The organism is Streptomyces sp. NPDC093065 (genome assembly GCF_044754585.1).
GTDB lineage: Bacteria > Actinomycetota > Actinomycetes > Streptomycetales > Streptomycetaceae > Streptomyces.
The window spans coordinates 57,187-72,080 of the sequence record NZ_JBIVPJ010000025.1 but is presented as its reverse complement, the minus strand read 5'-3'; the positions used below and the strand labels follow the sequence as shown (position 1 = coordinate 72,080).

Here is a 14,894-nt window from a genome sequence, read left to right as displayed (position 1 = left end):
GCGGCCGACCGGTCAGACGTCCTGGCCGCTGCCGCCCCCGCCGGAGGAGTCCACCTCGATGCCCTTGGTGATCTCGTCGATGACCGTCTGCTTCTGGTCGACGTCGACACCGAAGCGGACGACCACGATCTGCGAGGGCTGGGCGGGCGAGGGGAACGCCAGCGACTCGACGAAACCGTCGGAGCCCTTTGCGGTGACCACCTTCCAGCGGACCAGATAGCCCTTCTGCCCGGCGACCGTGACCGCCTTGGCGGCCAGTTCGTCGTGCGAGGTGATCTTGCCGTAGGCGTCCGCGCCGTAGGACTCCTCGGCGTTCGCCGCGATGTCGGCCTTCGCGACCTTCTCCGCGGTGTCGCCCTCGGTCTCCAGCAGCATCGCCGGAGCCGAGTAGGCGCCGCCCTTCGTGCAGGACTTGGAGGTGTCGCCGGGGCACTTGTAGGCGTCGTCCGACGTCACCTGCGCGCCGACCTTCAGCTCCTGCCCCGACCAGCCGTCCGGGATGGGCAGGCTGATCCCGCTGAGCGCGTCCGTCACCGAGCCGCTGTCGACCTTGGGCGGCTCCGACGGGTCCGGGGACTCGGGCGAGGGCCACGGGCTGTCGTCGTTCCCGCCGCCCCCGTCGTCGTTGCCGCCGCCCGAGTCGCCGAAGGGGTCCTTCCGGTCGCCGGAGCCCGGCCCGTCCTGCCGCGAACCGGCCGTGCTCCTGTCGCCCGAGCCGTCGTCGGTCAGCGCGTACACGCCGACCCCGATCCCGGCCAGCACCGCCACGGCCGCCGCGACGGCTATGCCGGTACGCAGCCGACGCCGTCGCGCGGACGGCGGCCGGACCGGGAAGCCCGGATACCCCGGGTGCACGGGGTACGGTCCGGGCGCGGCGTTCTGCGCCGGTGGCTGCACCGGCGGTTGGCCCGGCGGCTGCGCGGGCGGGGCCCACGCGGCGGCCGCTCCCGCCGGGCGCACCTGGTCGGTCCACGCCGTGCCGTCCCACCAGCGTTCGGTGGCGGGACCGTCATTCTTCTGTCCGGGGTCCGGGTACCACCCGGGAGGAGTCGCCTGCGTCATGTGCCCACCGTATGAGGCGTCGGTGAAAGCCGGATGAGAGGCCCGGCCGTAAGCCGTCCCGCCCCCGGCCGCGGGAGGTTGACGGGCGCCCGGCCGCACCGCCGCTGATGGCGGGCCCGACGCGTCGTTCACGCTTTACCGCATGTCACCCGTCACGGCAACTGGTCGGCGGAGCGCCCACCACTTGCGCGATCGGAGGGCTAGGCTCAGGCTCTGTACGTCATTCGGGCGACTCGGGGAGGTAGCGGGATGACGGAGGTACGGCGGGCGGGCGCCGCCTCGGCCTCCCTCTGGGAGCGCGACGAGGAAGTCGCCACCATCACGCGCGCGGTCGACACCCTGTGCGCGGACCGCTCGTCCCCCGGCACCCTGCTGGAGGCCCGCGGCGAGGCCGGGGTCGGCAAGACGGCACTGCTCGCCGAGACCCGCCGCATCGCCGAGGCCCGGGGCTGCACCGTCTGGTCGGCCCGCGGCGGCGAGACCCTCAGGTCCGTCCCCTTCAACGTGGTGCGCCAACTCCTCCAGCCCGCCCTGGTGTCCATGCTCCCCGAGGAGGCCCGCGAGTACCTCGGCGACTGGTACGACATCGCCGGCCCCGCCCTCGGCATAGCGGACCCCGGTGAGCGGCAGGCCGACCCGCAGGGCGTGTGCGACGGCCTCGTCGCCGCCGTACGCCGGCTCGCGCGCCGGGAGTGGCCGCTGGTGCTGATGATCGACGACGCCCACTGGGCCGACCAGGAGACCCTGCGCTGGCTCGCCGCCCTCGCCGAACGGCTCGACGAGACCTCCGTCCTGGTCGTCATCGCCCGCCGCCCCGGCGACGTCAGCGGTGACAGCGCCCGGCACCTGGAGACGGCCAGCGCCATGGGCCGGCCCCTCGCCCCGCTGAACGCCCTCACCCCCGACGCGACGGCCGGACTCACCCGCGCCACGCTGGGCGCCCATGCCGAGGCCGCGTTCTGCCGCGAGGTGTGGGCCGTCACCGGCGGCAACCCCTACGAGACCGTCGAACTCCTCGCCAAGGTCCAGGACAGCGAACTGCAACCCGTCGAGGCGGAAGCCGCCGAACTGCGTGACCTGAACCGCTCCGCCCGCGGCGGCGGCCTCGTCGCCCGCCTGGAGCAACTCGGCGTCGACTCCACCCGGTTCGCCTGGGCGGCGGCCATCCTCGGCGGCGGCATCACCGTCGACATGGTGGCCAGGCTCGCCACCCTCGACCGCGCCGTCGCCGCCCGCTGCGCCGAGCTGCTCCGGGGCGCCCGGATCCTGTCCGTGCCGGACACCGCCGGGCAACCGGGCGCGGACGAGCTGGAGTTCGTCCACCCGCTGATCGCCACCGCCGTCTACAACTCCATCCCCGACGCCCTGCGCACCGCGATGCACGGCATAGCGGCCCAGCTGGTGACCGACTCCGGGCTCGGCGCCGCGGCCGCCTCCCGCCATCTGCTCAAGGTGCACCCCGACGACGACCAGGAGGTCGTGGCCCAGCTGCGCGAGGCCGCCCGCGAACACCTCGCCGTCGGAGCCCCCGACGCGGCCCGTCGCTGCCTCGAACGCGCGCTGCAGGAACCGCCGTTGCCCGAGTCCCACGCCCGCGTGCTGTTCGAACTGGGCTGCGCCACGCTCCTCACCGCGCCCGCCACCACCATCGGCCACCTGCGCACCGCGCTCGCCATGCCGGGACTCGACGGCGAGCAGCGCGTCGACGCCGTCTTCCGGCTCTCCCAGGCCCTGCTCCACAACGACCAGCTGGAGGAGGCCGTCCGCACCGTCGAGGCGGAGGCCGCCCGCAACCCCGACCCCTCCGCGCGACTGCGGCTCCAGGCAGCCCAGTACATGTGGGAGGGCATCCACGCGGGGGAGACCTCCTCGCCCCACCGCTCCGCCCGCCTGGCCGAACTCGCCGCCACCTGCACCGGCCGCGACAACGCCGAGCGCGCCCTGCTCATCCTGCGCGGCTTCGACGCCATGACCCACGGCGAGAGCGCCGAAGAGGTCGTCGAACTGTGCGACCGCGCCCTCGTCAACGGCCGCCTCGCCCCCGGACTCGGCTGGACCGACACCGAGTGGGGCCTGGAACTGCCCATGATGCTGGCCAGTTCCTACGCCTACGCCGACCGGCTGGACCGCGCCGAGGCGCTGTTCACCGAGGCCCTGCGCGCCTACGAGGGCGCCGGCTGGAGCGGCGGCCACCTCGCCCTGGCGCACGCCTACGTCGGCCTCGGCCACCGCAGGAGGGGCCGTCTCAGGGAGGCCGAGCAGTCCCTGCGCGAATCCCTGCGCATCGCCGAACGCGTGGGCCGCGGGCTGCCGCTGTACTGGTCGGCGACCTGCAACCTGGTCGACACCCTGCTCGCCCGCGGCCATGTCGAGGAGGCCCGGACCGTCGCCGACCAGTACGGCTTCGCACCGCCGTACCCGTCGACGATCGTGCTGCCCGACCCCCGCCCGGTGCGCGCACGCCTGCTGCTCGCCGTCGGCCGCACCAAGGAGGGCATCAACGAACTGGAGGCCGCCGAGAAGGTGGCGGCCGTCCGTGGCCGGCACAACCCGGTGGTGGTCCCCTGGGCGACCGAACTGGCCCGTGCGCTGGCCGGCGATGACCCCGGCCGCGCCGCCCGGCTGGCCACCGACGCCCGCCGTCAGGCCGAGCGCTTCGGCACGGACACGGCGATAGGAGAGGCCCTGCGCTGCGCCGCCGCGCTGGAGACCGGCCAGCGCGCGGTCCGGCTCGCCGCCCAGGCGGTCACCTACCTGGAGGCCTCACCCTGCCAGTACGAACACGCCGCCGCCCGCGTGGAGTACGGCATCGCGGCCCGCTCGGCGGCCGAGCTGGAGCGGGGCCTGGCGCTGGCCGACTCGTGCGGCGCCGACGGACTCGTGGCCCGCGCCCGCGAGGCCCTGGCGGTGGGACACGCGGGCTGAGGCCCCGTCAGGACGTGGCGGCGCGGTTCACTCCGCCGAGCCGTCCGCCTCCTCGGCCAGCACCCGCTGGGCCGTCGCGAACGCCGAGTTCGCGGCCGGGACCCCGCAGTACACCGCCGTCTGGAGCAGCACCGCGCCGATCTCGTCCGCCGTCAGCCCGTTGCGCCGCGCGGCCCGCACATGCATGGCCAGCTCCTCGTAGTGGCCGTGCGCGACCAGCGCCGTCAGTGTGACCATGCTGCGCTCGCGGCGCGTGAGCGTCTCGTCGGTCCAGACCTCGCCCCACGCGTAACGCGAGATGAAGTCCTGGAAGCGCGCCGTGAACGGCGTCTGCCGCCCCTGCGCCCGGTCCACGTGCGCGTCGCCCAGCACCTCGCGCCGCACCGCCATGCCCCGCTTGGCGCCGCCGCCGAAGTGGGCCCGCAGCGCCGTCAGCACCGCCTCCGGCCGCTCGGCCGGCGCCAGGTGCGACGCGCCCGGGATCTCGGTCAGCGTCGCGCCCGGCACCGCGTCGGCCAGCTCCCGCAGATGCGCGGGCGGCGTCGCCGGGTCCTCACGCCCGGCGACCAGCAGCGTCGGCACGGAGATCTCCCCGACCCGGCCGCGCAGGTCGAAGGCGGCAAGCGCGTCACAACAGGCGGCATACGCACCCGGGTCGGCGTCCCGGTGGTCCCGGACCAGCCGGGGCACCGTGAACCCCGGGGTGAACCACCGCGCGTCCGCGCCCTCCGCGAGCCGTGCCAGGCCCTCCTCGCGCACCCGCGCCGCCCGTTCCTCCCACGGCTCCGCGCCGTTGAAGTGTGCCGACGAGCAGACGACCGCGAGGGACGACACCCGCTCGGGGTGGTGCACTGCCAGGTGCAGGCCCACCGCGCCGCCCAGGGACACCCCGGCGTAGGCGAACCGTTCCACCCCGAGCGAGTCGGCGAGCGCGAGCACCAGACCGGCCAGGTCCGCGACGGTGGCGCCGGGCCCGATCAGGCCGGCCGGCGAGCCCCCGTGTCCCGGCAGGTCCCAGCGGATCACCCGGTGCCCGACGGACAGTTCGGGCGCCACCGCGTCCCACAGCGCGTACGAGGTGCCCAGCGAGGGCCCGAGCAGCAGCGGGGGAGCGGAGGCGGGGCCTTCGGACAGATGGTTGAGCAGAGTCGTCAACGTCGCTCCAGAGCACGGTCGGTGAGGGTGGCGGCGGCGCCCGTGTAGCGGGCGGGATCGGTGGGAGAGGCCGGCTCGATGCCCCGCAACTCCGGTACCTCCGAGAGCAGTTCGCCCAGACTCCGGTCCTCGGCGTAGGTGCGCGCCGCCAGCTCGGTGAGCAGTTCCCCGGCGCGGGCCCGTCCGAGCACCGGGGTCAGTTCGGCCGACAGCCGCTCCGACACGATCAGCCCGTGCGTCAGTCCGAGGTGCGCGCGCATCAGGTCGGGGCGCACCCGCAGCCCCTCGGCCAGTTCGGCGGCGTCACGCACTGCGCCGCCGGTCAGCCGCAGCAGCTCCCGCAGCGGCTCCCACTCGGCGTGCCAGGCACCGGCGGGACGCTCGTCCTCGGCGGCCAGCGAGCCGAACAGCGTGGCCGCGAGCTGCGGGGCGCGCCGGGCGGCCGCCGCGATCAGCGTGGACCGTACCGGGTTGGCCTTGTGCGGCATCGCCGAGGAGCCGCCCCCGCCGCCCTCGGCGACCTCGCCGATCTCGGTGCGGGACAGCGTCAGCACGTCCGCGGCGATCTTCCCCAGCGCCCCGGCGGCGAAGGCGAGGGCGCCGGCCAGGTCGGCGACCGGAGTGCGCAGGGTGTGCCAGGGCAACTCGGGAGCGCGCAGGCCCAGTTCACGGGCGTACGCCGCCGGCAGGTCGGCCGGGTCCGTCGCGCCGTACGCCTCGAAGGCGGCCAGGGTGCCCGCCGCGCCGCCGAGTTGAGCGGGCAGCGCGGCTCGCACCGCCGTGATCCGGTCCCGCGCGTCCAGCACCAGCGAGCGCCAGCCGGCCGCCTTCAGCCCGAAGACCGTCGGCACGGCGTGCTGGGTGAGCGTCCGGCCCGGCATCGGCGTGTCCCGGTGCTCGGCGGCCAGCCGGGCCAGAGCGCGTTCCGTCCGCGCGAGATCGGGGAGCAGCAGACCCAGGGTGCGCGCGGCGACCAGCATGGTCGCCGTGTCCAGGATGTCCTGGCTGGTCGCGCCCCGGTGCACGTACGGCCCGTACGGCTCGCCGACCGCCTTCGTCAGGTCGGCCACCAGGGGAATGACCGGGTTGCCGCCGCCCCGGGCACGCTCGGCGAGGGAGCGCAGGTCGAAGGCGGCGGGGTCGGCGGCGGCCGCGTCCACCGCGTCCGCCGCCTCGGCCGGGGCGAGCCCCAGCGCGGCCTGGGCGCGGGTCAGCGCCGCCTCCGCGTCGAGCAGGGCCCGCAGATACGCGCGGTCACCGGTCGCCGACGCGGCCGGCGAGCCCGCCCACCCGGGGGCGAGCAGGCTCGTGTCGGCGTCGGTGGGAGCGGGGTCGGCAGGTGATGTCACTGGAACTCCAGGAAGACCGTCTCGCCCTCGCCCTGAAGGCGGATGTCGAAACGGTACGTCCCGTGCCCCTCGTCCGCCGCGATCAGCGTGTCGCGGCGCCCGGCCGGCACCCGGGCAAGCAGCGGGTCGGCGGCGAGCGCCGCCTCGTCGCCCGGCAGGTAGATCCGGGTGAACAGGTGCACGAGCAGCCCGCGCGCGAACACGCACACGCTCACGTACGGCGCGCTGCGCCCGCGTGCTCCCGGTCGCAGCGTCCGCGCGTACCAGTGGCCGTTCGCGTCGGTCTGGATGCGCCCGAAGCCGGTGAACTCCACACCGTTGCGGCCCAGGAAGCCGCCGGAGGCCGGGTCGCGCCGCATCGAGCCGTCGGCGGTCGGCACCCGGCCCCCGGGGTCCGGCCCCCACAGCTCCAGCAGGGCGTCCGGCAGCGGGTTGCCCTCGCCGTCGTACACGTACCCGTGCACGGTGACCGTGTCCGGGTGCCCGGCGGGCGCGATGTCCTCGCCGCCGCGGAAGGGCAGCGCATACCCGTAGAAGGGGCCGACCGTGTGCGACGGGGTGGGCGGCACCTGCTCAGGGCCGCTGGTGTCGGTCTTCGTCATGGCGGGTCAGCGTCCTTCTTCGATCCAGGTGGCGTTCGGGCCGTCGAGCACGATGTCCCAGTGATAGCCGAGCGAGAACTCCGGCACGGACAGACTGTGGTCGTACGTCGCGATCAGCCGCTGCCGCGCCGCGTCGTCCGTCACCGACTGAAGGATCGGGTCGTACGGGAACAACGGGTCGTTCGGGAAGTACATCTGCGTGACCAGGCGCTGCGTGAACGCCGAGCCGAACACGGAGAAGTGGATGTGCGCGGGGCGCCAGGCGTTGACGTGGTTGCGCCACGGGTAGGGGCCGGGCTGCACGGTGGTGAAGCGGTAGAAGCCGTCGGCGTCGGAGAGCGTGCGGCCCACGCCGGTGAAGTTCGGGTCCAGCGGCGCGTCGTGCTGCTCGCGCTGATGGGCGTACCGCCCGGCCGAGTTGGCCTGCCAGATCTCCACCAGCTGCCCGCGCACGGGCCTGCCGTCGCGGTCGAGGAGGCGGCCGGAGACCGTGATGCGCTCGCCGACCGGCTCCCCGGTGTGCTGCCGGGTCAGGTCGTTGTCGATCTCCGTGATGTCCCGCTCCCCGAAGGCGGGCGAGGACAGCTCCACCAGCTCCGGGTCCTTGGAGACGTCGATGGCGACCGGCGGCTGCTTGGGGTGGCGCAGCACCGAGGAGCGGTACGGGGCGTAGTCGCGGCGCGGGTGGTGCTCGACGGGCGCGCCGTCGGCGACCCGCTTCTCGTAGGCGGCGTGCTCGGCCGCGATCTCCGCGTCGATGTCGTGCTGGGTGAGAGTCATGGGGGAGTCCCTGGGGTGACTAGCGGTCGAGGACCAGGGCGAGGCCCTGGCCGACGCCGATGCAGAGGGTGGCGACGCCCGTGCCGCCGCCCTCGCGGGCGAGCTGGTGGGCGACGGTGCCGGCGAGGCGGGCGCCCGAGGCGCCGAGCGGGTGACCGAGGGCGATGGCGCCGCCCTGCGGGTTGAGGACCGCGGGGTCGAACTCGGGCCACTCGGCGACACAGCCCAGCACCTGGGCGGCGAAGGCCTCGTTGAGTTCGAGCACGTCCAGGTCGGCGAAGGTCCGGCCGGCCCTGGCGAGCGCGCGGTTCACGGCCTCGACGGGGGCGAGACCGAAGTACTGCGGGTCGGTCGCCGAGACCCCGGTCGCACAGACCCGGGCGAGCGGCTCGCGCCCGGTGGCCCGCAGGCCCTCCTCGTCGACCAGGAGCAGCGCCGCGGCACCGTCGTTGAGCGGCGAGGCGTTCCCGGCGGTCACCGTCCCGTCGGTCCTCCGGAAGGACGGCCCGAGCTTCGCCATCGCGTCCAGGGACGTGTCGGGGCGCACGCACTCGTCGGCGGCGAAGTGCACCGGGTCGCCCTTGCGGCGCGGCACGGGCACGGGTGCCAGCTCGGCGTCGAACAGGCCGTCGGCCCGGGCGCGCGCGGCCTTCTGATGAGAGGCGAGGGCGTACTCGTCCTGCTGCTCGCGGGTGATCTCGTGCTTGTCCGCGATCAGCTCCGCCGACTCCCCGAGGGGGATCGTCCACTGCGGGTCCAACGCCGGGTTGACCATGCGCCAGCCCAGGGTGGTCGAGTACATCTCCGTGTGCCCGGCCGGGAAGGCCCGGTCCGGCTTGGGCAGCACGTACGGCGCCCGGGTCATCGACTCCACGCCGCCGGCGAGCGCGACCGAGGCGTCGCCGACCGCGATGGCGCGGGCCGCCTGGACCACCGCCTCCAGGCCGGACGCGCACAGCCGGTTCACGGTGACGCCGGGGACGGTGGTGGGCAGGCCGGCCAGCAGGGCGGCCATGCGGGCGACGTTGCGGTTCTCCTCGCCTGCGCCGTTCGCGTTGCCGAAGTACACGTCGTCGATCCGGGACGGGTCCAGGCCGGGAGTACGGGCGAGGAGTTCACGGATCGCGTGCGCGGCCAGGTCGTCCGGGCGTACGCCCGCCAGAGCCCCGTTGTACTTGCCGAACGGGGTGCGCACCGCGTCGACGATGTAGACGTCCCTCACTTCAGTCCCTCCGTGACGACGAGCTTGGCGTCGGTCCTGGCGACGACCTCGTCGACGCTCACGCCCGGGGCGGTCTCCACCAGGACCAGGCCGTCGCCGGTGACGTCGAGGACGCCGAGGTCGGTGATGACGCGGTCGACGCACGCCTTGCCGGTGAGCGGCAGCGCGCACTCCTCGAGGATCTTGGGGGAGCCGTCCTTGGCGGTGTGGGTCATGACCACGATGACCGTGCGGGCGCCGTGGACGAGGTCCATCGCACCGCCGATCCCGGTGATCATCTTTCCGGGGACGGCCCAGTTGGCGAGGTCGCCGCCGGCCGAGACCTGCATCGCGCCGAGCACCGCGACGTCGATGTGCCCGCCCCGGATCATGCCGAAGGACAGGGCCGAGTCGAAGAAGGCGGCGCCCGGCCGGACCGTGACCGTCTCCTTGCCCGCGTTGATCAGGTCGGGGTCCACCTCGGACTCGGTGGGGTACCGGCCGGTGCCCAGGATGCCGTTCTCCGACTCCAGGGTGACCTCGACGCCCTCGGGGAGGTAGTTCGGGATCAGAGTGGGCAGGCCGATGCCGAGGTTGACGTACTGGCCGTCCGCCAGCTCCAGCGCCGCCCGCGCGGCCATCTGTTCACGTGTCCGGGCCATCAGGAAGTCACCGTCCCTCGCGCCGGAGGCGCGGAAGTCGTACGCCGCTCTATCTGCTTGTCGGTGGCCTGCTCGGCCGTCAGTGCCACCACCCGCTGGACGAAGATGCCGGGCAGGTGCACCGCGTCCGGGTCGATCCCGCCCGGCTCGACCAGCTCCTCCACCTCGGCGATCGTCACCCGCCCGGCCATCGCGGCCAGCGGGTTGAAGTTCCGGGAGGACTTGGCGAAGACCAGGTTGCCGTGCCGGTCGCCCTTCGCTGCGCGGACCAGCGCGAAGTCCGTGCGGATGCCGCGTTCGAGGACGTACTCCGTTCCGTCGAACTCGCGGACCTCCTTCGGCGGCGAGGCCAGCGCGACGCCGCCGGACCCGTCGTAGCGCCAGGGCAGCCCGCCGTCGGCGACCTGGGTGCCGACCCCGGCGGGCGTGTAGAAGGCGGGGATCCCCGCGCCGCCGGCCCGCAGCCGCTCGGCCAGGGTGCCCTGCGGGATCATCTCGACCTCCAGCTCGCCGCCGAGGTACTGGCGCGCGAACTCCTTGTTCGCGCCGATGTAGGACCCGGTCACGCGGGCGATGCGCCCGGCGGCCAGCAGGACGGCCAGCCCGGAGTCCATCGCCCCGCAGTTGTTGGAGACCACCGACAGCCCGCCGGTCCCGCGCTCGTGAAGCGCCTGGATCAGCACGTTCGGCACACCGCTCAGCCCGAAACCGCCCACCGCGAGCGACGCGCCGTCGGGCACGTCGGCCACCGCCGCGCCGGCCGTGGCCACCACCTTGTCCATCCGAGAAGCCCCATCTCTTCAGCGCGCCCCGGAAGTAGATAGTCAGGGCACTGAGTATTTCAGCGAGGTTTCCCACACGCTGCCACCGGACGGCCGGGGCGTCAAGACCCACATATTCCGAGGTAGATCGGATGCCGCATTCTCAGCTGTACGCCGCTCGCGCCATGTATCGTCAGTGCACCGACGAAATATCGCATCGGTGAAAGTGACCACGGGAGTGCACGCATGGCAGCGGTCGACCTGACCACCCACCCCGGCCACCTGGCCAGGCGGCTGCAGCAGGCGCACTACCTGCTGTGGAACACGATGGTCTCCGAGGAGACCACGTCGCCGCAGTACGCCGTCCTCAACGCCCTGGTGGCCGAGCCCGGCCTGGACCAGCGCACGGTGGGGGAGCGGGTGGGCCTGGACCGGTCGACCATCGCCGAGGTGGTCAGCCGGCTCGGGCGCCGGGGGCTGCTCGACAAGGTCCGCGATCCGCAGGACGGCCGCCGGTCCCTCCTCCGGCTCACCGACGAGGGCCTGCGCGTGCACCGCAGGCTGGGTGTGCGCGTCGCCCGTATGAACCAGGTCTTCCTCGCCCCCCTCGCCCCCGACGAGCAGGCGGTCTTCATCGACCTCGTGCGCCGGGTCGCGGACGCCGCGGAAGGGCTCCGCAACCCGGCCGAGCCGACGACGGCACCCGGCTGACCGGGGGCCGGCGGATCAGGTGGTCCCGGCTCAGGACTCGCCCGTGAAGACCACCCAGACCTGGCCGTCGGCGAAGTTCAGCGGTTTGCCGTCCTCGGTGGTGAAGGTGGTGCCGTCCCCGGCCGCCCCGCGCTTCCAGGTCGCGTCGTACGCGCGCCCGTCGCGCAGCACCTCCGCCCGTCCCGAGCCCACCGACTCGACATAGGGCGAGTTGCTGCCGCGGAAGTCGCGGAAGTCCGACTCGCGCACCGTCACGTGCTGCACGACGACCGTGGCCGGGGCCAGCCGCCCGCCGTCGGCCGTGCGGGCCGGGCTGCCGTCCATGGAGACCAGCCACCGGTCCCGGCTGCCGGACCAGGTGAAGGTGAAGCCTGCCGAGGGGTAGCGCACCGAGTGCGAGGACTCCGCCCGCCCGCCCGCAGGGGCCTTGCCGTAGGTGAACCCGGTCGTGAGGGCCGCGGCGCCGGACGGCTTCCGGAGCAGTTCGCCAGGTCGCAGATACAGGTTGTGCGGGGCCTGGCGGTCCCCGGCGCGGATGTAGGCGTCGGAGTCCTCGCTCGCCGGCTCCGCCCGCAGCGGGGCCTTGTCGATGAGCGGCAGCAGCTTGCTCTGCGCCCCGGAGAAGGCCAGCACCGGCCGGTCGAACTGGCCGAGCAGCTCCAGGTCGGACTCCCGGGCGCTGCGTACCGGCCCCACCGACTCCGGCAGCCCGGTGGCGTAGACCGCCATCAGCCGGCTCAGCCCGGCCTCCACCGGCTCGGTGTAGATCACGTCCGCGTCCTCCAGGCCCGTCTGGGGGCGGGCCGCGCGCACGTTGTCGACCTTCACGGCCAGCACCGGTCCGGTCGCGGGGGCCGCGCTGTGCGACCGCTCCGGTCGCGAGGCGCGTCCGTCGTCCTTCGTGCCGGCTCCCGCCGTGCAGCCCGCCGCCGCCAGCGAGACCGCCACCGCCGCCGTCAGCAGCGCGGCGCACCGGCCCCTGCGCGGCCCTCTTCGCGTTCCGACCATCAGTCCACCCATCCTGTGTCAACGATTGTGCGCTTCTTAGAGCATTTAGTGCCATACCTGACTGAATCCGATACGGCACACGGAACGGGGCTGATAATCCGCTGTTCGGCCGAAAAGACCGCCGGGTTCGGCGACGGGAGCCCCGGGGTACCCGGCCGCCACGCAGAACCGACGCGCACGGATACGGAGGGAGCGCGGGCGATGAAGGCAGTGACGTGGCAGGGCAAGCGGGACGTGCGGGTGGAGGAGGTGTCCGACCCGAGGATCGAGGAGCCGACGGACGCCGTCATCCGCGTCACGTCCTCCGGGCTGTGCGGCTCCGACCTGCACCTCTACGAGGTGCTCACACCGTTCATGACACCGGGCGACATCCTCGGTCACGAACCGATGGGCATCGTCGAGGAGGTCGGCCCGGAGGTGACCGGCCTGAAGCCGGGCGACCGGGTCGTGGTGCCGTTCCAGATCGCGTGCGGCCACTGCTACATGTGCGGCACCGGGCTGCCGACCCAGTGCGAGACCACCCAGGTCACCGGCGAGGGCATGGGCGCCCCGCTCTTCGGCTACACCCGCCTGTACGGCGCGATCCCCGGCGGCCAGGCCGAGTACCTGCGCGTTCCGCAGGCCCAGTTCGGTCCGATCAAGGTCCCCGAGGGCCCTGCCGACGACCGCTTCGTCTACCTCTCCGACGTGCTGCCCACCGCCTGGCAGGCGGTCGAGTACGCCGCCGTACCGCAGGGCGGCAGTCTCGCCGTGCTGGGCCTCGGCCCGATCGGCGACATGGCCTGCCGGATCGCCCGGCTCAAGGGCGTCGAGCAGGTCTTCGGCGTCGACCTCGTGCCGGAGCGGCTGGAGCGGGCCCGCGCACGGGGTGTGGAGACCTTCGACCTGCGGTCCTTCGACGACGAGAAGGACCTCGTCGCCGCGGTCCAGGACCGGACGGACGGCCGCGGCCCCGACGCCGTGATCGACGCGGTCGGCACCGAGGCGCACGGCGGCGCCGTGGCCAAGCTGGTGCAGCAGACCGCCGCGGTGATGCCCCGGGCCATCGGCGGGCCTCTGGCGGAGCGGTTCAGCGTCGACCGGCTCGCGGCCCTCTACACCGCGATCGACCTGGTGCGCCGCGGCGGCACCATCTCGCTGTCCGGTGTGTACGGCGGCATGGCCGACCCGATGCCGATGCTCACCATGTTCGACAAGCAGATCCAGCTGCGCATGGGCCAGGCCAACGTGCGCCGCTGGAGCGACGAGATCGTCCCGCACCTGACCGACGACGACCCGCTCGGCGTGGACGGCTTCGCCACCCACCGGGTGCCGCTGGCCGAGGCGCCGCACGCGTACGAGATGTTCCAGAAGAAGCAGGACGGCGCGGTCAAGGTCCTGATGAAGCCGTAGCTGCCGCGGGAGTCACCGGTCAGGGTGCGCCCAGGATCTCCGCGAGGTCGTAGCGGACCGGCTCCTCCAGCTGCGCGTAGGTGCAGCTCTCCGGGGTCCGGTCCGGTCGCCACCGGCGGAAGCGGGCCGTGTGCCGGAAGCGGGCCCCGTTCTCCATGTGGTCGTACGCCACCTCGACGACCCGCTCGGGACGCAGCGGCACCCAGGACAGGTCCTTCTTGCCGGACCAGCGGCTGGGGGCGCCCGGCAGCCGCGCCGACTCGTGGGCGGCCTCCTCGGCCCACTTCGCCCACGGATGCCCGCCGGCGTCGTCCATGCGCAGCGGCTCCAGCTCCTCCACCAGCTCCGCCCGGCGCTTCATGGTGAAGGCCGCGCACACCCCCACGTGCTGGAGGACGCCCCGGTCGTCGTACAGGCCGAGCAGCAGCGAGCCGACCACGGGGCCGCTCTTGTGGTAGCGGTACCCGGCGACGACCACGTCCGCCGTCCGCTCGTGCTTGATCTTGAACATGGCCCGCTCGTCCTGCCGGTACCGCAGATCGAGCGGCTTGGCGACGACGCCGTCGAGCCCCGCACCCTCGTACTGCTCGAACCACCGCCGGGCCACCTCGACGTCGTCCGTCGCAGGCGCCACGTGCACCGGCGGCGTCACCCCGCCCAGCGCCCGCTCCAGCAGCGCCCGCCGGTCGGCCATCCCCACGTCGAGCAGGGACTCGTCGTCCAGCGCCAGCAGGTCGAAGGCCACCAGCGAGGCCGGCGTCCGCTCCGCCAGCGTCCGCACCCGGCTGTCCGCCGGATGGATCCGCTCGGTCAGCGCGTCGAAGTCCAGATGCCCCTCCCGCGCGATCACGATCTCCCCGTCCAGCACGCACCGCCCGGGCAACCGCTCCCGCACCGCCGCCACCAACTCCGGGAAGTACCTGGTCAGCGGCTTGCCCGTACGGCTGCCCAGCTCCACCTCGTCACCGTCCCGGAACACGATCGCGCGGAAGCCGTCCCACTTCGCCTCGTAGTGCATCCCCGGCGGGATCTTCGCCACGGACTTGGCGAGCATCGGCTTCACGGGCGGCATGACGGGGAGCTCCATGGTCCGATTCTGTACGCCGCCACCGGCATCCTGCCCGTCGAGCCCGTCACCCGGAGGCCCTCGTCGCAGGGGAGCGGACGCGTCTCGTGCGGCTTGATCGGAGCGGCTTTCCCGCCTCGTTCACTCGATCGGGTCCACCCCGTCGAATCACCTGACAGCTCGACTTCGTGACCTCACACTTCCTACACGCTGTCGACGT

The 14,894-nt window shown here is 73.7% G+C and carries 13 protein-coding genes; 3 read left to right on the top strand and 10 right to left on the bottom strand.

The window, feature by feature from the left end; translation table 11 throughout:
- Positions 1 to 12: 12 nt before the first annotated feature.
- Positions 13 to 1,062, bottom strand: coding sequence for a DUF2510 domain-containing protein (locus ACIQFU_RS32595; RefSeq protein ID WP_402556398.1), 1,050 nt, complete (start codon positions 1,060 to 1,062; stop codon positions 13 to 15).
- A 249-nt stretch (positions 1,063 to 1,311) separates the two neighbouring features.
- Between ACIQFU_RS32595 and ACIQFU_RS32590 the strand changes: the two genes are divergently transcribed.
- Positions 1,312 to 3,987 carry an ATP-binding protein gene (locus tag ACIQFU_RS32590; protein ID WP_402556396.1) on the top strand — a complete coding sequence of 892 codons (2,676 nt, stop codon included), beginning with the start codon at positions 1,312 to 1,314 and terminating at the stop codon, positions 3,985 to 3,987.
- A gap of 27 nt (positions 3,988 to 4,014) precedes the next feature.
- Here the strand turns inward: ACIQFU_RS32590 and pcaD are convergent, their stop codons facing one another.
- Genes pcaD through ACIQFU_RS32555 form a run of 7 tightly spaced genes read right to left on the bottom strand, consistent with a single transcriptional unit; the run spans position 4,015 to position 10,518 of the window.
- Positions 4,015 to 5,142: a 3-oxoadipate enol-lactonase gene (gene pcaD, locus ACIQFU_RS32585; protein ID WP_402556395.1), complete on the bottom strand. Its 1,128-nt coding sequence runs from the start codon at positions 5,140 to 5,142 to the stop codon at positions 4,015 to 4,017.
- Positions 5,139 to 6,491 (bottom strand): 3-carboxy-cis,cis-muconate cycloisomerase, encoded by a 1,353-nt coding sequence (gene pcaB / locus ACIQFU_RS32580; RefSeq protein ID WP_402556394.1) that lies wholly within the window; start codon positions 6,489 to 6,491, stop codon positions 5,139 to 5,141. Before pcaB ends, pcaD begins: the two co-directional genes overlap by 4 nt.
- The gene (gene pcaG, locus ACIQFU_RS32575) at positions 6,488 to 7,093 is read right to left on the bottom strand and encodes a protocatechuate 3,4-dioxygenase subunit alpha (RefSeq protein ID WP_402556393.1); all 606 of its coding nucleotides are present in this window, start codon (positions 7,091 to 7,093) and stop codon (positions 6,488 to 6,490) included. Before pcaG ends, pcaB begins: the two co-directional genes overlap by 4 nt.
- Before the next feature lie 6 nt (positions 7,094 to 7,099).
- On the bottom strand, positions 7,100 to 7,873 hold the full coding sequence (gene pcaH / locus ACIQFU_RS32570) for a protocatechuate 3,4-dioxygenase subunit beta (protein WP_402556391.1): 774 nt from the start codon (positions 7,871 to 7,873) through the stop codon (positions 7,100 to 7,102).
- A gap of 19 nt (positions 7,874 to 7,892) precedes the next feature.
- Positions 7,893 to 9,095, bottom strand: a complete 1,203-nt coding sequence (locus tag ACIQFU_RS32565) for a thiolase family protein (RefSeq protein WP_402556390.1) — start codon at positions 9,093 to 9,095, stop codon at positions 7,893 to 7,895.
- A complete protein-coding gene (locus ACIQFU_RS32560; protein ID WP_402556389.1) occupies positions 9,092 to 9,736 on the bottom strand; it encodes a CoA transferase subunit B in 645 nt (214 codons plus the stop codon). Before ACIQFU_RS32560 ends, ACIQFU_RS32565 begins: the two co-directional genes overlap by 4 nt.
- Positions 9,736 to 10,518, bottom strand: coding sequence for a CoA transferase subunit A (locus tag ACIQFU_RS32555; RefSeq protein WP_402556387.1), 783 nt, complete (start codon positions 10,516 to 10,518; stop codon positions 9,736 to 9,738). The genes ACIQFU_RS32560 and ACIQFU_RS32555 overlap by 1 nt, the downstream gene beginning before the upstream one ends.
- Before the next feature lie 225 nt (positions 10,519 to 10,743).
- Here ACIQFU_RS32555 and ACIQFU_RS32550 point away from each other — a divergent pair, with 225 nt between their 5' ends.
- On the top strand, positions 10,744 to 11,208 hold the full coding sequence (locus ACIQFU_RS32550; RefSeq protein ID WP_402556386.1) for a MarR family winged helix-turn-helix transcriptional regulator: 465 nt from the start codon (positions 10,744 to 10,746) through the stop codon (positions 11,206 to 11,208).
- 30 nt (positions 11,209 to 11,238) lie between these two features.
- Here the strand turns inward: ACIQFU_RS32550 and ACIQFU_RS32545 are convergent, their stop codons facing one another.
- Positions 11,239 to 12,216 (bottom strand): DUF3048 domain-containing protein, encoded by a 978-nt coding sequence (locus ACIQFU_RS32545; protein ID WP_402556384.1) that lies wholly within the window; start codon positions 12,214 to 12,216, stop codon positions 11,239 to 11,241.
- Positions 12,217 to 12,417: 201 nt separating this feature from the next.
- Here ACIQFU_RS32545 and ACIQFU_RS32540 point away from each other — a divergent pair, with 201 nt between their 5' ends.
- A complete protein-coding gene (locus ACIQFU_RS32540; RefSeq protein WP_402556382.1) occupies positions 12,418 to 13,608 on the top strand; it encodes a zinc-dependent alcohol dehydrogenase in 1,191 nt (396 codons plus the stop codon).
- A 19-nt stretch (positions 13,609 to 13,627) separates the two neighbouring features.
- Here ACIQFU_RS32540 and ACIQFU_RS32535 read toward each other — a convergent pair whose 3' ends face one another.
- Positions 13,628 to 14,695, bottom strand: coding sequence for an ATP-dependent DNA ligase (locus ACIQFU_RS32535; RefSeq protein WP_402556381.1), 1,068 nt, complete (start codon positions 14,693 to 14,695; stop codon positions 13,628 to 13,630).
- Positions 14,696 to 14,894: the final 199 nt, after the last annotated feature.